The following is a 24797-nucleotide window of genomic DNA, read 5'->3' on the forward strand; positions in this document are numbered from 1 at the left end:
TTACCAGCGGTCTGATATCAGTGATAAAAATGACTAATACTTTCTTTCTCCCGACCCGTTATGATGACATCCATTAACCGTTCATAATATTTGATTAGGCTATCAATAGATTCTTCAGAGTACAGTTCTGTATTATATTCAAGCCCACATATGATATTTTTTGGCTTGTTGAGAAGATACATCCCAAGTGATTCAAAAGGAGTCGGATCAATCATTATTGGCTCTATGCCGAGGTTCTCGAATAATTCCTTTTCGTCATTAACTACATCCAGATAGTTATCCATATAGTTAAAGATAATGTTAAACATAGCATCCCTTGCTTTTTCACCAACAGAATCAATAACCATCGACATATGAACATCTAAGTTTTCCAGCGCGTTGTAGGTAGACTGGCTAATTTGTTGAATGATATCGTGTAAGCTCATCTCCTTATTAAGGCTGGATTTGACGAGTACGGCATTCAAAAACAATCCTATTACTTGCTGGCTTTCTATACTATCGCGCTCAAACTGTGGTGAAGAAGTCATTATCTGTGACACACCTGTATGCATAAAAATACAAGTATGGAACAGAGCCATAAACAGCATATATGGCGTAATTTTATTAGCTTCACAATATAGTGAAACCACTTTATTTAATGAATTGGGTACCTTGATATAGCGAACATTAAAGTGACCGTTTGACGCTGCATGTGTACTGAAATCAGCCAGAGAATCAGACTCCATATTGAAACCAGCAAACTGGTTTTGCCAAAACTTAAGCTGTTCTTGACATTTTTCTGCTTTATGACGTTCTTGCGACGCATAAATATACTCAGAATATTGCATGGTAGCGGGTGGAAGTATGGGGGCTTCTCCTTGTGAATAGAACGCATACAATTGTAAAAACTCTTTCATAAAGATATTGATTGACCAACCATCAAAAATCATATGATGAATATCAAACAATAATGCCGCATTTGTCTCCGAAATAGGGAAAAAGAATGCTCTGATTAATGGATCATGATAAATATCAAAAGGTATTTTCTGCTCCTCTTTCCAAAATGCTTTAATTTCATTGATTAATTGTTCTTTTTCTATTCCTTTTGACTGTAATGCAACAATCTGAAAGTCAATTGTCATATCATTGTCAGGCTGTACGAATATCTGCTCATTTTCTTGATAGAATTTTAAGCGCAAACTTTCATGCCGTCCTAAAAGAGTATTCAAGCTTTTTTTCAAAGCATTGCTATCAACTTTTCCATTTATCATTAAAGCAATTGGTACATGAAAGCATCGTTCTATTATCCCTTTTTGTATCAACGGCAAAAATGCTTTTTGACAATTATAGAGCGGTATTTTCCCATCAGAAGCAGTTTGTAATGAGTTGAGTGTCGGTATTTCAGATTCTTTAGTGCTTTTAATTATATCTGCAATTTGAATGATGGTCGGGCTGGCGAATAATTGGGGCATACTGAAATTACAGTTCAAACTATTTTTAATGGTTGCCGTAATCTTAGCAGCTAAGAGTGAATGCCCTCCCAGTGCGAAGAAATTATCATGAATACCTACTCGATTAATTTTCAATTGTTCTTGCCATAACTGACAAAGTTTTTCCTCAATTTCATCTCTTGGTGCAACGTAATTTTTCTGATGTAAGTCGCTTTCTTCCGGAACAGGCAGCGCTTTTTTATCCACTTTATCATTCAATGTGAGCGGCATTCGCTCCAGCGGAATATAAAGGCTGGGCAGCATATATAGCGGCAATTGCTTTCTCAGCGCGGACTCAAGGAGTTCTGAAAGTTCACTGCCAATAGTCGAGATTTGCGGGTAATTGGCTAAGTAGGTTTGGTTATAGTCATGGCGGGCCTGCACGGGCGGCAATTCACCCCGGCTGAAAATCACATCCAGCAAATCAGGCTGCTGTTGTGACCAAGTCACGCCACACTGGTAGCCACATTGTTCAGCGTATTGAAGCAGCGATTCAAATGATTGAACCTGTTCCATCGCTTCTGAAGAGAAACTGCCAGAATATTCTGACGGGGATATGACCTGGTTTGCCGGCCAGTGGCGTAACCCTTCCGCCAATGCAAGATCATCTTTGACTCTGCTGTTTGGAATGCCTGAAACACCAAACGTGTCATCTGCTCCTGTCTGTAATAGATTTTGCAGATTATCAAAGGTATCAAAATCATACCAGTTTAATGGCAGATCCCGACAAAACTCTGCCTTTTTGTCTCGTTTATGCAGAATGACATCGTAACGATAACGCAGCATTTCATTATCACCGATACCTCGTTTGATCAGGATATCAACCTGACTGATTTCCGCATAACGGGATGGCAATTGAGCAAAATAGGTCGGGCTGAGCAAAAACTCCGGCTCTTGTTGCAGACGGCGTTGAATACGATTTGCCAATATCCCGGCCTCAATACGTTGTCCGTTCAATCGGCTTTGTTCGATGGCCGTCACGTGCGCCGTTAACAAATCTAAGTTGCGGATATCGCCCAGTAAGATTTTTCCTCCTGCTTCGACGGCGGGGATGAGCTGTGCAATCACTTTGTCCATATATTGAATATTAGGGAAGTATTGGACGACGGAGTTGATCACAACGGAATCGAATTCACCGTCTGCCAATCCGGTTAAATTGAGCGCATCTCCTCTTCGTAACTGGACATGTGACCAACCGCGCTGTTGCAGGATCTGCTGATGCCGGTTTAGGACTTCAGCCGAGATATCGGTTGCCAGCACATATTCACATTGCCCGGCATAGTGATACAGCAATAATCCCGTACCACAGCCAATCTCCAATAAACGGCGGGGATGCAACGCGTCAATCCGGTGCATAATACCGGCCTGCCACTCTTCCATCTGGTCAAGGGCGATCGGCTGTTCGGTATAACTGCTCACCCAGCCCCCGAAATCACTGCCTGCTTCGCGGTTATTGATGACAACATCAGGCTCACCATGTTCGGCTGTTTCCTGACGGTATTGCCCATCAAAGATTTCTGTCCAGTTATCCAGATAATCCTCATTATATACCGCCGCTTTTTCAGCCAACCAAGCTGCGGTTGGCGTGACATAGGCAATGAGTCTTTTATCCTCATTGTTTTGACTATAGGCGATCACGGCGGCACTGCTTAAGGCGTCATGCTTGCTCAAAGCAGTTTCTATTTCACCTAACTCGATACGGTAACTGCGAATTTTGATTTGAGAATCTATACGACCAATAAACTCCAATTGACCATCTCGTGTCCAACGGACTAAATCGCCTGTCCGATAAAGTCTGTCTTCTGAATCACCGAATGGATCGCGGATAAATTGCTTTTCGGTAATTTCTGGTGAATTCCTGTAACCACGTGCCAACTGAACGCCACCGATATGCAGCTCTCCGATAGCGCCAATCGGGACTAGGTCTCCTTTTGGATCGAGAATACGTATCACGACGTTAGGCAATGGCTTACCAATCGTAATCCGGTCATCAGTTAATAAACCGGTTGTGACAATGGAGGTGCATTCTGTAGGGCCGTACACGTTAAACAATTTTCTGCCTTGTTGCCAATGCACCGCTATTGTCGGGGGTACAGCTTCGCCTGCCAGCAATAAAGCTGAAACTGAACGCCACTGTTCGAAGTTCAAATGAGGCAGTAGTGCTGGTGGCAAAACCGCATGGGTAATCTGATATTTTTCGACAAAATCATCCAGTAGTTCAGGGATCCGCCGCTGAGTTTCGGAAATCAAATACAATGTTGCGCCATAGGCCAATGACATTGACATCTCTAAGATCATGGCATCAAAGCTCCAGGAGGCAAACTGCAATATCCGGCTGTTTTCGTCAGCACCAAATAAGGCCGCTTGTGAGAGTGCCAGGTTGACCCAACCTTTATGCTCCAACATTACGCCTTTGGGTTTGCCTGTAGAGCCAGAGGTATAAATCACATAGGCCAGATGATTTTCCATCAAGGGAATCGGACGGTCGGTGATATTCTCTGTGGACAGATTTTGTAGATGTGACTGCAATTCCTCTGTATCCAGACAAAACACCTTTTGCTGGCTGACAGGCAACTTTTCCACCTGATGGGTTTCGGTCAGGATAAATTGCGCTCCGCTGTGCTCTAACATATATTGCAGACGTTCTTCCGGGTAATCGGGATCGAGTGGCACATATGCCCCGCCCGCTTTCAAAATACCCAACAATGCCACAACCGCTCGTAATGATCTCGGAATGCAGAGTGCAACTGGTGTATCGAGTTTAATCCTCTGATCAATCAGATAGTGTGCCAGTTGGTTAGCTTGCTCATTTAATGCCCGGTAAGTTAAGGCGTTATCATTAAAAGTCAGTGCCGTTTTTTCAGGATGCCGAACGACCTGCTCTTCAAATAACTCATGAAAACAACGCCCTCGTTGGCTATCATCCTTTGGCCCATTCCACTCATACATTAAGGTGTGCATTTCAGAGGCAGACAAGAGCGGGATATCATGCACAGAGGGTTCTACAGTGCCAGCAGGACGTTTCAGTATATTGACAATGTTGGCAAGCAGTGTTTCATAATTGGTGAGTAACCGGGCAATCGTCTCGTGTTTAAATAAGTGGGTGTCCGCGATCCATACAATGGATAACCCACCTTCATGTTCATCTTCATAAACATGGACTTCCAAATCAAACCGGGGGGCCAGAAGCGAACCTTCTTTAGTGGTAATAACGGAGGTAATAATGTTAGAGTGTTCCAACTCTGTATTTTGTTGGTTATTTTGCCCGGCAAAGACTATCTGGAAGATAGGGTTATGATTTAACGCCCGCTCCGGACTGATTTTTTCTACCAATGCCTCAAAGGGCAGATCCTGATGGGTATAGGCATCCAGAATGGTGCGACTGTTCTGTTTTAACAGTTCACTGAAAGTCGGTTGGCCGGATAAATCTGTTCTGATAACCAGCATATTGACAAAAAGTCCAATGAGCGGCTCAACGTCACGGTGCATTCTTCCTGCCAGTGCGGTGCCAACCAAAATGTCTTTTTCATTACTGTAACGGCTGAGCAATACCGAAAACGCCGTTTCCAGAAACATAAACAAGGTTACTCCATGTTTGGCACATAATGCTCTGATTTCTTGTGTCAGATGCTTTGAAATATGCTGTAAATGGGCATGCCCTTCAATATTCTGTTTTTCCGGGCGTGGGTTATCTAATGGAACACGGTGAACCGGAGAAATACCGGTTAATTGGTTCTGCCAGTAATTGAGTTGTTTTTCCAGAATATCCCCTTGCAGCCACTCCTGTTGCCACCGGGCGTAATCACTATATTGGATTTTTAATGGTGGCAGCGGATTTTCCTCATTCTGACAATAAGCCCGGTATAGCGTAAGAAGCTCCCTGAAAAATATCCCCATCGACCAGCCGTCACAGGCAATATGGTGAATGGTATAGAGTATGACATAATCCTCTTCGGCCATTTTTATCAATCGGATACGCAACATCAGATCTGTTCTGAGGTTGAAAACTTGTTGTATTTCTTCTTTGCCAAGTTGTTTTACTTGATATTCTTTCTCGCTCTCTGAGAGTGCAGACAGATCATATTGTGTAATCGGTAAGTCGTAGGAAGTAGTGATAACCTGCCGTGGCTCGTTATCAATCATTTTAAAATGGGTGCGTAAAGATTCATGGCGTTCAAGCAGGGTTTTTACTGCCGCCTCAAACGCCTTGATATTCAAAACTTCCTGTAGCCTGAAATCTCCCGAAGTATTGTACTGCGGGCTGCCTTCAGCCAGTTGATCAATCAGCCATAAACGCTGTTGGGCGTAGGAGAGTGGATAGTGTTCTGCATGACTATAACGCGGAATATCCGGCAACTGTTGTATGCTGGTTTCTTCTGCATCAAGCTGATTCAGAAAATCGATCAGCGCTTGTTTATGGTGTTTCCATTCACTGAGCAGCTCAGGGGGAATACTGTCGCGTTGAGTTCTGTATCTCAATTTATTACCAGAAACAAATAGAGTAATTCCTTGATTTAAAGCTTCATTAATAATTTGTGCTGCATTTCTCATATATCACCTTCCAATAGTTCCAGCATTGTGTTTTGCTCAGTCGGGAAATTCTTTCTTTTTTCTTTGATGAGATGAACTGTGATGACTTGTGACAACTGCTCAAGCGTCGGGTGTTCAAAAATGCTTATTAACGGTACTTCGATCTTCAACTCATTGCGTATTGAACTGATAAGGCGTGTGGCTTGTAATGAATGCCCGCCCAGCGTGAAGAAGTTGTCATCAATACCAACTTGACTGACATTCAATAATTTTTGCCATAACTGACTGATTTTTTGCTCTACTTCATCTCTCGGCGCAACATATGTTTTGCGATGAAAATCCTCTTCATTGGGTGTGAGAAGCGCTTTTTTATCCACTTTGTTGTTAGGTGTGAGTGGCATTCGCTCCAGCAGGAGATAGAGGTTGGGAACCATATATTCCGGCAATTGCGTTTTCAGGAAAGATTTGAGTAATTCTGAAAGTTCGCCGCCGACGGCAGAGATTTGCGGATAGTTAGTCAGTTGAGATTGACTATAGTTATGACGGGCCTGTACAGGCGGCATTTCATCACGGCTAAAAATCACATCCAGCATGTCCGATTGTTTTTGTGACCATGTTACGCCACACTGATAACCGCACTGCTGCGCATATTGCAGCAGAGATTCGAATTCCTGAACCTGTTTTGCTGCCTGTGGGGAGAAGCTGCCGGCATACTCTGTTGGCGATATCATCTGGTTTGTCGGCCAATGGCGTAGCTCCTCCGCCAAAGTCAGATCATCTTTCACGCGGGCATTGGGTATACCAGAAACACCAAAAGTGTCGTTCACACCCGAATGCAACAAATTACGCAGATTTTCAAAGGAAGAAAAATCGCACCAAGTTAACGGCAAATTGCTGCTAGATTGCGTATTTTCACTTCGTTTATATAAGATGACATCATAACGGTAACGCAGCATTTCGTTATCGCCCACACCACGTTTCACCAGAATATCGACCCTGTCTATTTCTGGGTAATGTTCAGGCAATTGAGCAAAATAGGCCGGGCTGAGTAAAAGCTCTGATTCTTGTTGCAAACGGCGCTGAATGCGGTTTGCCAATGCGCCCACCTGAATACTCTGCCCATCCAACTGGCTTTGTTCTATGGCGGTCGCATGGGCGGTTAACAGATCTAAGTTGCGGATATCTCCTAGCAGGATTTTTCCGCCTTCAGAGATAGCCGACATTAACTGTTCAAACACTTTTTCCAGATATTGACGATTGGGGAAACAGTGAGCAACGGCGTTAATGATGACGGTATCGAACTCATCGGTGTCCAAAGCGCCTAAGTTAAGCGCATCCCCCTTTCTTAACCGGACATGCTGCCAGCCGCGTTGTTGCAGGATTTGCTGATGCCGGTTCAAAATTTCAGCCGAAATATCGCTGGCCAGTACATATTCACACTGTTCAGCATAGCGATACAGATGTAAACCCGTACCACAGCCAATTTCCAGTAACCGGCGCGGTTGTAGTGCGTTAATTCGGTGCATGGTGCCAGCCAGCCACTCTTCCATCTGCTCACGGGCAATCGGTTGTTTGGTATAGCTGCTCACCCAGCCGGTGAAATCACTGTCGTACGGTGCTGGATCGTCAGCGATGCTTTGGCGGTATTGTTCATCAAAGATTTCTGTCCAGCTTTCAATGTTGTCTGTATTAAATTCTGCCGCCCTTTCCCCCATCCACTGTTCATTCGGACAAACGTAAGCAATCAATCTCTTATCTTCATTGTCTTCACCGTATGCGATCACAGCAGCACTACTTAAAGCATCATGCCGATTCAGGGTATCTTCAATTTCACCCAATTCAACTCGATAACCACGAATTTTGACCAATGAATCGGTACGACCGATGTACTCCAATTGACCATCTGATGTCCAGCGGGCTAAATCCCCCGTCCGGTAGAGCCTGTTTTTGGCATTGTCATCCGCATAGGGATCGCGAATAAACTGCTTTTCTGTGATTTCCTGTGCATTCCGGTAACCCCGTGACAGCTGACTCCCCCCGATATGCAGTTCCCCAATGACCCCGATAGGAACCAGTTTTCGTTCCGGATCAAAAATACGGGCCACGATGTTAGGTAAGGGTTTGCCAATCGTCACCCGGTCATCAGTTAATAATCCTGCGGTTACCATGGAAGAGGTTTCTGTAGCGCCATACGCGTTAAAGAGTTTTCTGCCCGGTTTCCAGCGAGTTGCTATTTGTGGTGGTAGCGCCTCTCCCGCCAACAGTAAGGCTGAGACAGAGCGCCATTTATCGAAGTTCAGATGAGGTAATAGTGCTTGCGGCAACATGGTATGAGTGATTTGGTATTGTTCAACCACATCATCCAGCAGTTCAGGGGTATGTTGCTGTTTTTCTGAAATCAAACACAGCGTTGCGCCACAAGGAAAAGACATCGCCATTTCTATGGTCATGGCAACAAAGCTCAAGGAGGCAAACTGTAATACCCGGCTGTTTGTATCAAGCCCAAATAGTGCCGCCTGTGATAATGCCAAATTAACCCAGCCTTGATGTTTCACCATCACACCTTTCGGTTTACCCGTCGAACCGGAGGTATAAATCACATAGGCCAGATGCTCTTCTGTCAGAGGCATTGAGCGGTCAGTGATATTCTTTGTCGGTCGTGTTTGCAGGTGTGACTGTAGGGTCTGCGTATCCAGATAAATCACTTTTTGCTGACTGACAGGCAATTTTTCGACCAGATGGGTCTCAGTCAAGATCAGCTCAACTTCGCTGTGCTCCAGCATATACTGAAGACGAGCCTGCGGGTAAGTGGGATCTAATGGTACATACGCCCCGCCTGCTTTAAGAATACCTAACAGCGCTACTATCGCTTGTAATGATCTCGGTATAAAAAGTGCAACCAGCGTATCAGGCTCAACCCCCTGTTCAGTCAGATAGTGTGCCAGCTGGTTGCTTTGTTCATTGAGTTCCCGATAACTCAGCGAATCGTCCCCAAAAATCAGTGCTGTTTTCTCAGGTGTCCGCACGGCCTGTTCTTCAAACAATTCGTGGAAACAACGCGCTGGTTGATAATCTTTCTGAGGGCCATTCCACTCATGCAATAACGTATGCTTTTCAGCATCAGATAAAAGTGGGATGTGATGAACAGAAGGCTCCGACACTCCACTAATACGTTGTGTTAACGCTTCAACGATATTGGCAAGCAGGGTTTCGTAATTGGCAATTAATCTCTCAATCGTAACGCTTTCAAAGAGGTTAGTGTCATAATTCCATAAAAGAGATAATTCACCTGTATCTTCTTCATAACCCCGAATGTCTAAATCCAGCCGATTTTTTAAAGACAGATATTCTTCGCTGTCAATGTGATTATCTTGCTTCAAAGCCGTGTCTTGTTGCTGGCTCTTTTCCAGAGCAGAAGTTTCCAGAGTAGGAGTTTCCAGAGTAAAAGCGATTTGAAAGATAGGGTTATAATTTAAATTTCGATTTGGATTTATGTCTTCCACCAACATCTCAAAAGGAAGATCTTGGTGTGCATAGGCATCCAAAATAGTGTGGTTATTTTGCTTTAACAATTCACTGAACGTGGGGTGACCGGATAAATCTGTTCTGATAACCAGTAAATTTGCGAAAGAACCAATTAAGGATTCAATATCATAATGCTTTCTTTCTGTAATGAGTGTTCCAACCAGAATATCTTTTTCATTATTGTAACGGCTCAGCAGCACAGCAAAAGCGGTTTCCAGAAACGTAAATAATGTCACTTCATGTCTGGCACACAATATGCTTATTTCTTGTATGAGGTTCTTTGGGATGCGTTGCTGACGAGTACACTTTTCGAAGCTTTGTTTTTCTGGGCGTGGGTTATCCAAAGGAAAATGGTGTAAGAGAGAAATACCTGATAATTGTTTCTGCCAATAATCCCGCCTCTTTTCCAAAATTATATATTGTGTTTCTTCTTTTTGATAAGATTGAGTGAGGAAGTCGATTAATTTTTTTTTGTTATTTATCCATCCTCTGAATAATTCTGATGGAATGCTGTCACGGCTGGTTTCGTATTTTAATCGTCCATTGTCAATAAATAATTTAATGCCTTGATTACCAGCTTCCTTGAACATTTGTGCTGCATTTTTCATATATCACCTTTAAAAGATTTTTATTATACCTTATTAGAGATGTTTTATTGTTAAGGATTATATACCCTATAGCTTTCAAGTTGCATCGCAGAGGATAGCTGACATATTTTCCAATGTATCAGCATCGATATAAAAATCATTCACTCCCCGGTCATTAATAACTCTTGTTATTTTATCCAAGTTGACCAAGCATAATTGAATCTTCTAAAATTAGACCATTTGTACTAGCCGATATACTTTTCGATTTATTCTCCTAGTTTATTATAAACACTAAGGCTAACGCATGAACTTTTTTTTGCTTTTTATTTTGATTCATGTGTGAATTAAATAATAAAGGTTCATTATATAAACACACCAAAGAAGCTCATTTATCTTTGATGGATTAGGAAAAACTATGTGGTTTATTTAATGAGTGCTCATGTGTTAGTCCTATTATAAATACATCGGTAGAGGGTAAGGAATAATAACGAATAATAATAAAGAGAACCTATATCATTATTCGAATGGCAACAAATATTATTGATTAAACATTGTGTAATCGAAATCCTGTCCCAATTTAGCAATAAATATAAAAAGTGAGGTGCGGGATGTCGGAATTAAAAACCAAAACATAATTCAAAACATATTTTATTAGGAGTAAAATAAAAATAAAAAAAGAACCGCTCGTACTTAAGCGAGCGGTATTATTCTATGAAAGGTTTTTTAAGCTTCTATTTTTTACTTACAAAAGTTGTTCAGGACGACTTTTAGAGGGAGAATGGAGAAGAGGTGCATTAAACAGCGCGGAAAAATCTTTGTTACATACGCGCTGAACGGCGGGATGCTGGATCATCCGCTCTGCAAAGATAACGTAATACTCTTCCTGCACTGAATCCAATCTGCCTACCTCAATAATATCGCTGTCAGCGAAAGTATCATTGGCATAGAAAGAGGGGGCGATGAAAATGGCATTATGGTACATGCCAAATGCCTTCATCAGTGCGGCATCATCAAATTCTCCCAGAACTTCAACTTGCAGGTTTTTATTGCGTATCCATGCCAGCAGTTTCCTGCCTAGCATTGAACGGCGTCCGGGGATCAACAAGCGGCGCTCTTCCAGACATTCAGGGAATGGTTTTTCCGGGACTGGTGCGCGGCAGTAAAAGCTAATGCTGCATTCTCCCAACTTGACAGAAAATAAGCCTTCCTGCTGGGTGGAGTCAACCGGGCAATCTGATAAGATCATATCCAACTTATGCTGGCTGAGTTGCTCAAGCAACATTTCATGCGTTGATTCAAAACAACGCAAGTGGATTTTCTCATGCTCTACCACCGTGGTTTCCAACACTTTGCTGACTAAGCGCTTGGACAGAGCATCAGCGACACCAACATCAAACAGTAGGTTTGATTCCCTGCTGTAAGTGACGATATCCATCATTTCCTGACTGAGTGTAAACATTTTATCCGCATAGCGGAAAATCAATTGCCCCAGTTCAGAGGGCACCAGACCCCTTCCTTGACGTTTAAATAACTTCCCCCCCAAGCGTTCTTCCAACGCCTTGATTTGCCCGGTAATGGTCTGTGGTGTTAAGTACAGCGCTTCTGCTGCACCTACAACAGAGCCTTCCTTACAAACATGCCAAAAATAGTAAAGGTGGTTAAAGTTTAAATGTGAAACCCGCATATATTTATCCTTGTATTGCCTCACATCTGTACAACAGCCGTGACCAACATTTCAGGCCGCCAGATTATGGCGTTCTCCTATTTTTTTGATATGAAATATTCGCGGCACAACATGTTCAACTGCTATACCGCGAATATTAAGAAGATGAATTACTTCGGAAATTACTTCTGGTTTTGTGTGTAACTTAGTCTATTCATTTGCTTTTGGCTACGTTTTTTTCTTCGGTAATAGTATGTTTAATAATCCATAACCGACGATGGCGGCGGTTGTAGAGCCAATCAAAATACCCAGACGTGAGTAGGTGCTGAAAGCGTCATTTAGACCTTCGAATGCCAGACCGGAAATAAAGATAGACATGGTAAATCCGATTCCACATAAGACAGAAACCGCGAAAATTTGTTTCATGCCAATTTTTTCCGGTAATTTAGCCATTCCCAGTTTTACTGAAATCCAGCTAAACAGGAAAATTCCCAATGGCTTGCCGATGAACAGGCCGAGCGCAACGCCCGCGGGCAGCATACTTATCAGGCCATCCAAAGTGACACCCTGCAATGAAACACCCGCATTGGCAAAAGCAAACAGTGGCAGAATTAAATAAGCGACCCACGGATGTAGTTCATGCTCGAGTGTTTCGGAAGGTGAATCACCTTTTTTATCGCGCAGAGGGATCAGGAACCCAACGATAACCCCGGCCAGCGTGGCATGAATACCGGATTTTAAGATACAAATCCATAAAACAACACCGACAGCCAGATAAACGGATGTTTTGGTTACCCCTTTCCGGTTCATCCAAGCCAGAAGCGCAATCGTAGCCGCAGCCAGACCTAATGCTCCTAAAGAAACGGTTTTGGTATAAAACAGAGCGATGATAATGATGACACCTAAATCATCAATAATGGCTAACGCAAGCAAAAATACTTTTAACGCGGTAGGAACACGCCTTCCCAATAACGCCATAACACCAAGCGCAAAGGCGATATCTGTTGCGGCGGGAATTGCCCAACCTTGCCGCGCGATGTCATCACTACCATTAAACAGTAAATAGACCAGAGCGGGAGCCAGCATACCTCCAAGGGCAGCAATGGCCGGAAAAATTGCTTTATCACGACCCGCAAGTGAGCCTTCCATGAGTTCACGTTTTACTTCCAGCCCGACAATGAGGAAAAACACCGCCATTAATCCATCATTTATCCATAGTAATAATGGCTTATTGATTTCCAATGCCGCGAACTGCACTGCGACAGGAAGGTTGAGAAATTGATGATAAATATCCTGCAATGGCGTATTCGCCATAGCCAGCGCAATGATGGCCGCTATGATGAGGAGAATTCCTCCTGCTGCCTCTAATTTCAAAAATTGGCGAATGATTGCAGTCATGAATAAATAACCTATGAAATTGATCAAGGGGTGTATGTTATTCTAGTCATTACTTCGTAAAAAGTAGATTATATATGCTATATTGATCGTTATTTTCGAGTTATTTGTTTGTGGAAGTCATGTTTTTAAGCATTGATAAATTTTGATGGATAGCAGAAGATGTTTTTATCATCAATTTTTATAATGATATAAATAAAATATCCTATGACAACTTTACTTTTTTGTCTGTCCTCGGTGCGGCTCTATTGCATGCCAGTTGGAATGCTTTAGTAAAGATTAGCGCTGATCGGTTCTTGGCTATTTGCTATTAATGGCTGGGTTATGGGAGTGATAATGTATTGCAAATATTGAAATACTGCCGGAAAGAATATTCGCCAATATTGGAAACAGGGATTGTTGGGGGGATTGATGCAACTACTCAGTTATGGAGTTGTCATTTGGGCGATGAGCTATGCTCCCATTGTGCTGGTTGCTGCATTGCGCGAAACTAGTGTGTTATTTGCGATGTTATTGTCTGTCATTCTCCTGCGAGAACCGTTTAGTAAAATGCGATTATTGGCTTGTGTTGTAATTGTTGCAGGTATTATTGGAACGAAATTGGGATAGTACTTCATTGAAAAATGAATACCAAAATAGTGGTGCATTTTGTGCAATCTTTTAAAATTACTGTATTATCTTTGTCCTACTGTGAGGTCGTATCTCTGCCATATATACCACTCTTTTTATGCTATAGTTTATGGCGTTCAAGTTCTCCTCCGTTGCTGGTGACGGATAATCTTCAAACTGATGCTCTTGGTATATAGATGTTGCTTTTCCTTTTGAATTCCAGACACTCATTTTTCTTTGCCATCTGGCAATATATTCTTCAGAGGAACAAGCTATATTAGCCCACGGGTCACATACCCAAGAGTGATCTGGGAGTGCTCTATATAGATGATTTAGAGTTGGTTTATGCTGAGTTTCTCTAGGGTGGGTAATAACAGCGATACAATGATCGTAGGGATCGCCAAACATCAGGAACAGTATATAAATGGGGTTCATTATGTAATCTTCATTCCCTCTGCCACGACCATTTTTACTAAACCATCTTAAGATATCATTATATCGATGTATAGCTAAGTAGTTGAATGCCGCTATCGTTAATTCACCACAGTTCCCAACTAATTGTTCATCGTGCTTAGAACTAAATAGGCAGTGTCGATATTTATCAGTAATATGATTTATTTCACGAAGTTGATCTGAAAATTCATCATGTTTATCTTCCCTTGCCCTGATATTATCTGGTGTATACCTTGCCATTTTATTTGGTGTTAGTTTTGTATAGTTACGATAGGTTTTATTCGATGTTTTACCTTTAAAGATATTCCGTGAATGTTGAATTGCATCCTGTAAGATATTCTCAATCATCATCTTAACCTCATAATAATTAATTAGAATGGTAAAAGCTATGCTGTGTGTGAGTATATTTGATGAATATGGTGTGGGTACGGAATTATAATGTCATACATTACTATGTGGGATAGTCTGCTCTATTTTTAGCAAAACTTCAATCAGAGAATTGGGTATGTTAGTGTTATATTAATAAATTAATAAATTAATAAATTAATAAATTAATAAATTAATAAATTAATAAATTAATAAATTAATAAATTAATAAATTAATAAATTAATAAATTAATAAATTAATAAATTAATAAATTAATAAATCCCTGCTTATTATCAATTAATTATAAGGATAATAGCAGGGATTATTAACAAAGATCTCACTAAGGTAATTAAATTACTTAGTCAAATCATCAAAAAACTTCTTCACGCCATCAAGGAAGCTCTTGGAACGAGGGCTATTAGTTTCACCACTTTTCCCGCCAAAAGACTCCCCCAATTTACGCATCAGCTCTTTTTGTTCTTCATTCAACTTCACAGGTGTTTCTACCACAACGCGGCACAGCAAGTCGCCTTGAACACCACCACGGACGGATTTAACGCCTTTACCTTTCATACGGAACAGTTTGCCGGTCTGGGTCTCTGCCGGGATTTTCAGGCTAACACGACCATCAAGGGTAGGGACTTCAATTTCACCACCCAATGCCGCAGTTGCGAAGTTGATCGGAACTTCACAATAGAGGTTACTGCCATCACGTTCAAAGATATGGTGAGCTTTGACTTGAACCTGAACGTACAAATCGCCGGATGGTGCACCGTGTTCACCTGCTTCACCTTCACCACTTAAGCGAATGCGGTCACCAGTATCGACGCCGGCAGGGATCTTAACAGACAGGGTCTTGTATTTTTCAACGCGCCCATGTCCATGACATTTACCGCAAGGATTCTTGATGATTTTTCCACGGCCATGACACTGAGGGCAAGGCTGTTGAACCGCGAAGAACCCTTGGCGCATTTGTACTTGGCCTGCACCGTGACAGGTTGAACACGTTTCCGGGCTGGTGCCTGCTTTTGCTCCGCTGCCATGACAAGTATCACAAGTTTCCAATGTTGGAATACGGATCTCTTTGGTCACACCACGGACAGCTTCTTCCAGGGTTAATTCCATATTGTAACGCAGGTCTGAACCACGGCTATGGCGCTGTTGACGGCGGCCACCACCGAAAATATCTCCGAAAACGTCACCAAAGATATCGCTAAAGTCAGCTCCGCCACCTGCGCCACCACCCATACCACCATGTTCAAAGGCAGCATGACCATATTGGTCATAAGCAGCGCGTTTCTGAGAATCCGTCAGGATTTCATACGCTTCTTTAATTTCTTTGAATTTATTTTCTGCGTCTTTATCGCCCTGATTACGGTCAGGGTGATATTTCATTGCCAGACGCTTATAGGCTTTTTTGATCTCTTTTTCGTCTGCGGTTTTGGAAACTCCCAAAACTTCGTAATAATCTTTTTTTGCCATCGTATTGTTTACCCTTAACACGCACGCACGGGCGTAGAGTTACCTCAACGCCCGTGTCAGTTAACAAGTAACAGGCGCCCTGTTACTTTTGCCCGCTAAGGGCTATTATTTTTTGTCTTTAACTTCTTCGAATTCAGCGTCTACAACGTCGTCTTCTTTTTTCGCGTTGCTTGCGCCAGCGTCAGCAGCACCAGCCTGAGCTTGTTGTTGTGCGATTTCCAGCAGTTTCTTGGACGCTTCAACCAGAGCTTGGATCTTCGCTTCGATGTCAGCTTTGTCTTCGCCTTTCGCCGCAGTTTCCAGCTCAGAAGTTGCTTTCTCGATTGCTGCTTTATCGTCCGCAGGCAGTTTGTCACCCGCTTCTTCAACTTGTTTACGAGTACCGTGAACCAGTTGGTCAGCTTGGTTACGAACCTGAACCAGCTCTTCAAACTTACGGTCAGCTTCTGCGTTTGCTTCTGCATCGCGTACCATCTGTTGGATTTCTTCTTCGTTCAGACCAGAAGAAGCCTTGATGGTGATATTTTGCTCACGACCTGAGTTTTTATCCTTCGCAGAAACATGCAGGATACCGTCAGCATCGATGTCGAAAGTCACTTCGATCTGCGGAGTGCCGCGCATTGCTGGCTGAATGCCATCCAGGTTGAACTGGCCCAGAGATTTGTTATCGCCGGCACGCTTACGTTCACCTTGCAGTACGTGAATAGTTACCGCAGATTGGTTGTCTTCTGCTGTAGAGAACACTTGGCTATGCTTGGTTGGGATAGTGGTGTTCTTAGAAATCAGGGAAGTCATTACGCCGCCCATGGTTTCAATACCCAGAGACAGTGGCGTTACGTCCAACAGCAGAACGTCTTTCACGTCACCTGCCAATACGCCGCCCTGAACCGCTGCACCCATCGCAACTGCTTCGTCCGGGTTCACGTCTTTACGTGGTTCTTTGCCGAAGAAGTCTGCAACGGCTTTCTGAACCATTGGCATACGAGTCTGGCCGCCAACCAGAATAACGTCGTGAACGTCAGAGACAGACAGACCCGCGTCATTCAGAGCAACTCTCAGTGGCTCGATAGAACGTTTCACCAGATCTTCAACCAGTGATTCCAGTTTCGCACGAGTCACTTTAACGTTCATGTGCTTAGGACCCGTTGCATCTGCGGTGATATATGGCAGATTCACGTCAGTCTGCTGTGCAGAAGAAAGCTCGATTTTCGCTTTTTCTGCGGCTTCTTTCAGGCGCTGCATTGCCAGCGGGTCGTTACGCAGGTCGATGCCTTGTTCTTTTTTGAATTCGTCAACCAGATAGTTGATCATACGGCTGTCGAAATCTTCACCACCTAAGTGAGTATCACCGTTGGTTGCCAGAACTTCATACGTTTTTTCGCCATCAACTTCGTCGATTTCGATGATAGAGATATCGAAAGTACCGCCACCCAAGTCATAAACAGCGATAGTGCGGTTGCCCACTTCTTTGTCCAGACCATAAGCCAGTGCAGCAGCAGTGGGTTCGTTGATGATACGCTTAACTTCCAGACCTGCGATACGGCCGGCATCTTTGGTTGCTTGACGCTGTGCATCGTTGAAGTATGCAGGAACAGTAATAACCGCTTCAGTAATTGGTTCGCCCAGATAATCTTCTGCTGTTTTCTTCATCTTTTTCAGAACTTCAGCAGAAATCTGAGGTGGTGCCATTTTCTGGCCTTTCACTTCCAGCCATGCGTCGCCGTTATCAGCTGACGTGATTTTGTATGGCATGATAGCGACGTCACGCTGAACTTCTTCGTCCTGAAAACGACGGCCGATCAAACGCTTAATGGCGAACAGGGTATTCTGCGGGTTAGTAACAGCCTGACGTTTAGCTGGTTGACCAACCAGAGTTTCACCATCCTGAGTATATGCGATGATTGAAGGTGTGGTACGGTCACCCTCACTGTTTTCAAGCACACGAGTGGTTGTGCCGTCCATAATTGCTACACAAGAATTGGTAGTTCCCAAGTCGATACCAATGATTTTACCCATCTAAACGCCTCCACAAAGAATTCATATATTCGGTCAAGTTACTAAGCTATATGAGGACGAATGTTTGCTTTTCAATGGCACTGATTGCCAGAAATTCCTCATTATTTATGTTTTCAGTTAGTGCTGAAATACCAGTAGTAACTGTAGTTGATTCTTAGATGGGGTCATTCGTCTCATCATCAAGGGGTCGATTGAAAAAAAATTGAAGTTTAATTAAAAATTTTTTCCCCAAGGCCATTGTGTAGTTGATGCCATCACATTATGATTCGCCGCCTTTTATAGTTTCTTGGCGAAATAAAGTGCCTTGATAACTTTTTTAATATTTTGTTTTATCTGTATTTTTCAGGGGAATTATGAATTCTAGTAAGTTGGCGAACCCAGGCCCGTTGGGCTTAATGGGTTTTGGTATGACAACCATTTTGTTGAATCTGCATAATGCAGGTTTTTTCCCATTGACGTCGGTTATTTTGAGCATGGGCATTTTTTACGGTGGGTTGGCTCAGGTGCTGGCAGGCATTTTTGAGTACAAAAAAGGAAACACTTTTGCTGCGACCGCATTTACTTCTTACGGTATGTTTTGGTTGAGTCTGATTGGTTTGCTTTTCCTGCCAACAATGGGACTGGCAGAAGCAACCAGCCATGAATTCCTCGGCGTTTACCTCGCCTTGTGGGGAATTTTCACTTTGTTTATGTTCTTTGGTACGTTGAAAGCCAACCGTGTCCTGCAATTTGTGTTTGGCAGCCTGACTCTGCTGTTTGCATTATTGGCAATTGGTAATATCACGGGCAATGCCAGTATCTTGACGTTCGCGGGTTTTGAAGGCGTTATCTGTGGTGCGAGTGCTTTCTATCTGGCAATGGCTGAGGTTCTGAATGAACAATATGGCCGTACTATTTTGCCGATTGGTGAAGTGAAACACGCTTAACCGTTTTCAGACAGGATGAGTATTTGTGCTCATCCTGTGTTATGTCATTTAACTCACTTTGCCTGCTTTTTCTTACATTGCTTTTTTTCGCAAATAGAATCCCAATAAGATGCCGACAGCCGATAATGTCATCATATAGTAGGCGGGTGCCAGTGAAGTATATTTCAATAGCAGGGTAACGAGGATCGGAGTCAGCCCACCAAAAATGGCATAGGCCAAGTTATATGAAAATGAAATGCCGCTGAAACGTACTTCTGCCGGATAACTTTTAACCATAACGAATGGTGCTGAGCTAATCACACCAACAGCTAATCCGGTAATGGCATAAACACTAAATAATTTGAGCGGTTCATCGCTGATATTATGATAGAAAAACCATGTCGCGGCAGCTAATAGAATACAGCCGACGATCAACACGATACCCGCACCACATTTATCACATAAATACCCTACGAATATACAACTCGCCGCCAACGAGATGATCGCAAGGCTGTTTGCTTTCAGGGTAATTGATTGCTCCAGATGAAATACCGTCTGCATATAGGTTGGTGCCATCAGGATAATGACTACGATGCCAGCGGAAAGCAGCCATGTTAATAGCATAGAGATCGTGATGGCGCGTTTGTGATTAAAGATAACGGATTTTAGTGGCAGTTCTTCCGCCAGCGCTTTACGTTCCTGCATTTCCTTGAAGATAGGAGTTTCATGCAGCCAACGGCGCAGGTACATGGCACACAGACCGAAAACACCACCCAAAAAGAATGGGAGACGCCATGCCCAATCCAAGACTTCCTGCTTGGTATAAATGGAAGTAATCATGGTTGCCACTAAAGAGCCAAACAAAATACCCATGGTCAATCCTGCTGTCAAAACGCCACAGGCAAAGCCTATGCGCTTATGAGGGACGTGCTCTGCCACAAAGACCCATGCTCCGGGTACTTCTCCTCCAATCGCAGCTCCCTGCATGATTCGCATTAGCAAGAGCAGTACAGGAGCGGCAATGCCAATCGCATCATAGGTGGGCAGCATTCCAATGATCAGTGTTGGTACGGCCATCAGGAATATACTGAGTGAAAACATCTTCTTGCGCCCAATAAGATCACCAAAATGAGCCATGATGATCCCACCTAACGGCCGAGCTAAATAGCCGGCAGCAAAAATACCAAATGTTTGTAGTTGTCTGAGCCATTCAGGTATATCCGCAGGGAAAAACAGTTCTCCAAGCGCAACGGCAAAGAAGACAAAGATAATAAAGTCGTAAAACTCCAGTGCACCACCCAAGGCGGCCAAAGACAGAGTTTTATAGTCCTGCCTGTTTAATGAACGATTTTGATGTTGTGACATAATTTACCGATTTATAGTTATAAAATGAGGTTTTTTATTATTATTTTCAATGGGTCGATTTTTTTGTGACGAATGAAAATAAAACTTATCCTATATTAAAAGGTGTTTATTCTGCAATTTTTTAAATGAAACGATATCTGGTGATATGTCGCTTAGGTCTGGGCAGAAGGAGAGCTTACGTCTGTCTATCAGTTTGTATATCAGGAAAATTTAAAATGGAAGAATACTCAGCCCACACGTTGAATAACCTTTTATCAATTGAAGGTGCGGAGTGCTCTTCCACAGCGATATTAATATCAGGGATTATTTTGCCAGATGTTGTTTCAGCAGTGACATAACCGTTTCAATATCCGGTAATGAGGGATGCCCAACGATTCGTTGCAGTGAAACATCAAAATTTTCGTGCCATACGGGTTCAATAACGTGATAGCCATCGTCACGTAACTGAGAAATATTGCGACGTGTCGCGTTTTTTTCCCACATCACGTTACCCATAACCGGAAAAAACAGTACAGGGAATGTGGAGGCCAGAATCACCGTCGTTAATCGGTTGGTCGCACCACCGTGAGCCGTGGTCGCCAGTGTGTTAGCAGTGGCAGGTAAAACGGCCATAATGTCATGATCCGCTACAATGCGTGAAGGTTTGTCTGTTGGCCAATCGAGTGGCGACTCTCCGCTGATGACCCGGTCTGCATAGAGCGCAACAGTTGATGCAGGTAAAAAGGTGGTGGCACTGTTTGTCATCAATACCGTCAAGGTACAGTCGATTGTTGCCTTAATTGCTGAAAGATATTTTGGAAGGAGGGTAATATCCACTGACCCGGTTGCACCAATTAAGATCCGAGGTTTTATCTGTGGAATTATTTCAGCATTTTTCATCGGTAAATTAGCCTCTTATTATTATAAAAATGGATGATTAGAGATTGCATTCGTGTGTTCCAGCAACCCATCTAGCTGCACCAAGTAAGAATCTCTACCATGTTCTTGCCATTCCCGCGGATATCCCAAAGAAACTTCCAAATGAACAACATCTTGAATATATTCGAGATTAGGGATGTGTAAATGTCCGTATACCACCATGCGAACTCCTTTTCTTGATGCCCACTGATGCGTTTTTTCACTGCCACACCAAATGGAAAATTCGGTATTGCGTAAAGATTCAAGCGGTTTTCGGAGAAGGGGAAAATGGCTTATAAGCACGATATCTTCACCGTCTGGAATAGCGTTTAAACGTTTTTCAGTATATTGGAGACGTTCCCGACACCAGTCGATAATATTTTTATGGGGGTAGGTTTTCAGAAAAAATTCGTCAGAGCTGATGACACCACAACGACGGGCGCGTTCTATGGCCTGCTCCGCCGTATAGTCATCAATATTTCTGAATGAATAATCATATAGAGTAAAAATAGGGGCAATGGTAACGGTTTTACCATTCCCCATGCGGTAATGGCGAAACTCATCTTCAGGGGTGAGCACGTTATGCTGTCGGCAAATATTGACCAGATGTTCATAACGCAGTACGCCGGGTAACTTTAATTGATCTCTTGGTGTACACCAGAGTTCATGATTCCCCGGCGTCCAGACGACTTGGGCAAACCGTTGGGAAAGCATACTGATGGCCCATGTAAAGTCTGATTCCTTCTCTGCAATATCACCTGCCAGCAGAAGCCAATCATCAGGTGTTGATGGCCTGAATGATTCGACTATAGCTCTATTTGTTGCATGAGATACATGTAAGTCACTGATAGCCAACAGCATGAGCTCACCTCTTTGTTTCTTATTTTCTTAACATCCTATTTTCCTAACATCCTAAGTTTCCTGAAAAATCAGGGTGTTCCCGGAGGGGCTTCTCCCCATCCCCAGTTGGGCACGGTTTCGCGACGTGAAGGGGCGGCATTGGGTTGAGAATTGGCTTCAGCTCTGCGTGAACCCCATTCGATATAACCTGCAAAGGCGGCACGAAATTCAGGATCAGATGGCAGGCCGATTTCATCAGCAGACTGCATCAGCAAGTCTACCCATCTTTTCCTTTGTTCTGGCTGAATGCTTCTGCCTCTGTGGCGGCTTAACATGACCTTGAAGCCACCGCGCTCATTGGTATAGCGCTTTTCGCCACCGAGTACTTCTTCCAACCACATGGCTACATGACCGGGGTGATCGGATTTCATGTTTTGGAACAGCGGAGCGAGCAGCTCATCTTTTTCAACTTTGGCATAAAAGATGGTCATGAGTTTCATGAGGGCCTCACGACCTCCCATCCATTCAAATAAGGTCGGTGCTTCATTTGCCATAATATAACCTCTCATATGAATATAGTTATTAATGATGTTGCGATTCAGGCAACGGCTATTGGTTGATATCCGTTACCCCAACTCCAAAGACGCAATGGCCTTGACCTTATCTATCTGCCCCTTTGGGATGAGATTGCCTTTGTACATTCGGTATGTGTTAAAGAGTCCCTTTAGCCCATACTCGTTAGCCAGTTGGAGAAAATCGTTGTTATCGGTTTCGGGAACATCCGCCGATATAGGTAAGCCATCAGGGATTTGTGCGAATGCGGTAAGGGCCAGCGTTTCAACAACTTCGGCATTGTCAGCATGGAAAGGGCCTATTCGGTAGCCATTTTGGGATCGCCTTATGCCTATGATCCCGGAAATTCCTGTTCTGGAATAAGTACAAAATCCATAACGTCCTTTTCCCCAGAACCAATTGGCAAGCAATGCGCCTCGATAAACGCCGGTGCATTCCGCATCATATTTGATGACTTCATCAATATTGGCTGGCGTGATCAGAATGGCGCCTGGTGGGGGTGTGATTTTTTTCTGGATGGTTCCAGAAAGCCGGACATTACGATAATGTTTAACAAACCCCCTTTTTTCGTAGAGTGACGTTTTATCCCAGTTACCATCACAGCCAATTGTGCGATGTTCTGCATAATCCATAGACCATTTCCATATTTTCCCTGCACAAATACTATTGCGGAATGCTGATGGTATGAGGAAGTTACCACCGAATGAGTAATGATCTGAATAATTGACCATCGATATTGATGCGATAGGCTGCATATTATGATGGGCGATAAAGAAAGCATCTGGGTCTACATTAAAGAAACAAGCTGTATCGCCCGAACTAATATCCCAGTTTTCATTATTTGCCCAATTGAGAACGATAGAATTCCATTGACTCAGATTCACCGAACGGACGAGACACGTTTGAGTGCTCCTTTCATTCATAACCAATATATCCTCTCGAATAGGGTTGAGTACCAGTATGGTGTGGTCTTAAAGTCCAAGTGATTTACTGATAATTTCTTGCAGCACTTCGCTGGTTCCACCGTAAATGGTCTGGGCACGGCTATTCAGCCAATTCTTGCCGGCAGTGGAATCACGCAGGTAACCCAGCCCTCCGTGCAATTGAAGGCAACGATCTGCCACTTTCATTTGAAGTTCAGTCGTCCACCACTTGATGCGGGCGGCATCTATCAGACTGAAAAGACCTTGGTTAAAGAGACTAACAGCGTTATCAAGGTAGATTCGGGCAATTTTTACTTCAGTATCTAATTGCGCGAGCATAAAACGGTTGTATTGAAAGGAGCCGATTGGTTGATTGAAGGCCGTTCTTTCTTTTACATATTCCAGCGTGCTCTGCAATATATGTTCTGCACTGGCAACCGCCACGGTTGAAATACTGAGGCGTTCACGGGGCATTGCTGACATGAAGTAATAATTACCAAGGTTTTCACGGCCAAGCAGGTTGGTAATGGGGACTTTGCAGTCATGGAAAAAGAGTTCAGCCGTGTCGCTGCCATTCCAGCCAATTTTCTTCAATGGCTCCCCTCTGGAGAAGCCGGGCATATCCCGTTCTATTGCCAACAAGCTGATGCCCTGACCTTGTTGCCCTTGTTCTGTTTTTACAGCGACAACAATCAGATCCGCATTGATGCCATTGGTGATATAAGTTTTGCCGCCATTGACCAGATAGTAATCACCCTGACGCGTAGCCACAGTTTTGATGTCGGCGGTATTGGAACCCCCACTGGGTTCTGTCATGGCAATAGCCGCAACTCGCTTTCCGCTACACAATTCCGGCAACCACCTTTTTTTCTGTTCCTCATTACCAAGGGCAAAAATATAGCTGGCAACAACATCATTATGAGCAACGATCCCCGGTACAGTCACACCTGATTTGATGAGTTCTTCTGTCAGAATGACTGCGAACCGGTAATCGCTTTTTCCCAGTCCCCCAAATTCGGGAGTGACACTCATACCTAATAAACCAGACTGACCTAACTTCTCCCAAAAAGAGCGTTCAACCAGCCCATTTTCTTCCCACCTTTGATGTTCAGGGACGATTTCACTTTCAAGAAATTCACGGCAGGATTTCCGGTAACTATCAAAATTATCAATCTCAACACGCATATTCACTCCTGAT

15 protein-coding genes are annotated in these 24797 nt (G+C 43.4%); 2 read left to right on the forward strand and 13 right to left on the reverse strand.

What is annotated here, in order from left to right:
• Positions 1-17: 17 nt before the first annotated feature.
• The 4 genes from Xmir_RS15480 to nhaA form a co-directional block, all read right to left on the reverse strand.
• Positions 18-6020, reverse strand: a complete 6003-nt coding sequence (locus tag Xmir_RS15480; RefSeq protein WP_099115087.1) for a non-ribosomal peptide synthetase — start codon at positions 6018-6020, stop codon at positions 18-20.
• Entirely contained in the window at positions 6017-10132 is a 4116-nt protein-coding gene (locus Xmir_RS15485; RefSeq protein WP_099115088.1) for a non-ribosomal peptide synthetase, read from the reverse strand. The genes Xmir_RS15480 and Xmir_RS15485 overlap by 4 nt, the downstream gene beginning before the upstream one ends.
• Before the next feature lie 721 nt (positions 10133-10853).
• Complete coding sequence (nhaR, locus tag Xmir_RS15490) at positions 10854-11795, reverse strand: transcriptional activator NhaR (RefSeq protein WP_099115089.1); 942 nt, start codon at positions 11793-11795, stop codon at positions 10854-10856.
• 207 nt (positions 11796-12002) lie between these two features.
• Positions 12003-13172: a Na+/H+ antiporter NhaA gene (gene nhaA, locus Xmir_RS15495; protein ID WP_099115090.1), complete on the reverse strand. Its 1170-nt coding sequence runs from the start codon at positions 13170-13172 to the stop codon at positions 12003-12005.
• Between the two features lie 369 nt (positions 13173-13541).
• Between nhaA and Xmir_RS29345 the strand changes: the two genes are divergently transcribed.
• Positions 13542-13778 (forward strand): EamA family transporter, encoded by a 237-nt coding sequence (locus Xmir_RS29345; RefSeq protein WP_279627218.1) that lies wholly within the window; start codon positions 13542-13544, stop codon positions 13776-13778.
• Positions 13779-13835: 57 nt separating this feature from the next.
• Here the strand turns inward: Xmir_RS29345 and Xmir_RS15505 are convergent, their stop codons facing one another.
• The 3 genes from Xmir_RS15505 to dnaK all read right to left on the reverse strand — a co-directional run bounded on the left by Xmir_RS15505 (position 13836) and on the right by dnaK (position 18096).
• On the reverse strand, positions 13836-14582 hold the full coding sequence (locus tag Xmir_RS15505; RefSeq protein WP_167385998.1) for a hypothetical protein: 747 nt from the start codon (positions 14580-14582) through the stop codon (positions 13836-13838).
• Positions 14583-14952: 370 nt separating this feature from the next.
• On the reverse strand, positions 14953-16080 hold the full coding sequence (dnaJ, locus tag Xmir_RS15510; RefSeq protein WP_099115092.1) for a molecular chaperone DnaJ: 1128 nt from the start codon (positions 16078-16080) through the stop codon (positions 14953-14955).
• A 105-nt stretch (positions 16081-16185) separates the two neighbouring features.
• Complete coding sequence (dnaK, locus tag Xmir_RS15515; protein WP_099115093.1) at positions 16186-18096, reverse strand: molecular chaperone DnaK; 1911 nt, start codon at positions 18094-18096, stop codon at positions 16186-16188.
• A 353-nt stretch (positions 18097-18449) separates the two neighbouring features.
• On the opposite strand from dnaK, the gene satP reads away from it, so the two are divergent.
• Positions 18450-19022, forward strand: coding sequence for an acetate uptake transporter (gene satP / locus Xmir_RS15520; protein ID WP_099115094.1), 573 nt, complete (start codon positions 18450-18452; stop codon positions 19020-19022).
• A 72-nt stretch (positions 19023-19094) separates the two neighbouring features.
• Here satP and Xmir_RS15525 read toward each other — a convergent pair whose 3' ends face one another.
• From Xmir_RS15525 to Xmir_RS15550, 6 genes are all read right to left on the reverse strand, one after another.
• Positions 19095-20366, reverse strand: a complete 1272-nt coding sequence (locus Xmir_RS15525; protein ID WP_099115095.1) for an MFS transporter — start codon at positions 20364-20366, stop codon at positions 19095-19097.
• 303 nt (positions 20367-20669) lie between these two features.
• Complete coding sequence (locus Xmir_RS15530) at positions 20670-21245, reverse strand: flavoprotein (protein WP_099115096.1); 576 nt, start codon at positions 21243-21245, stop codon at positions 20670-20672.
• A gap of 21 nt (positions 21246-21266) precedes the next feature.
• Positions 21267-22124: a metallophosphoesterase family protein gene (locus Xmir_RS15535; RefSeq protein ID WP_099115097.1), complete on the reverse strand. Its 858-nt coding sequence runs from the start codon at positions 22122-22124 to the stop codon at positions 21267-21269.
• Positions 22125-22192: 68 nt separating this feature from the next.
• Positions 22193-22657, reverse strand: a complete 465-nt coding sequence (locus Xmir_RS15540; protein WP_099115098.1) for a group II truncated hemoglobin — start codon at positions 22655-22657, stop codon at positions 22193-22195.
• A gap of 72 nt (positions 22658-22729) precedes the next feature.
• Positions 22730-23599 carry a GNAT family N-acetyltransferase gene (locus tag Xmir_RS15545; RefSeq protein WP_099115099.1) on the reverse strand — a complete coding sequence of 290 codons (870 nt, stop codon included), beginning with the start codon at positions 23597-23599 and terminating at the stop codon, positions 22730-22732.
• A gap of 48 nt (positions 23600-23647) precedes the next feature.
• Positions 23648-24784: an acyl-CoA dehydrogenase family protein gene (locus Xmir_RS15550; RefSeq protein WP_099115100.1), complete on the reverse strand. Its 1137-nt coding sequence runs from the start codon at positions 24782-24784 to the stop codon at positions 23648-23650.
• Between the last annotated feature and the right edge of the window lie 13 nt (positions 24785-24797).

The sequence above is a fragment of the Xenorhabdus miraniensis genome, assembly GCF_002632615.1.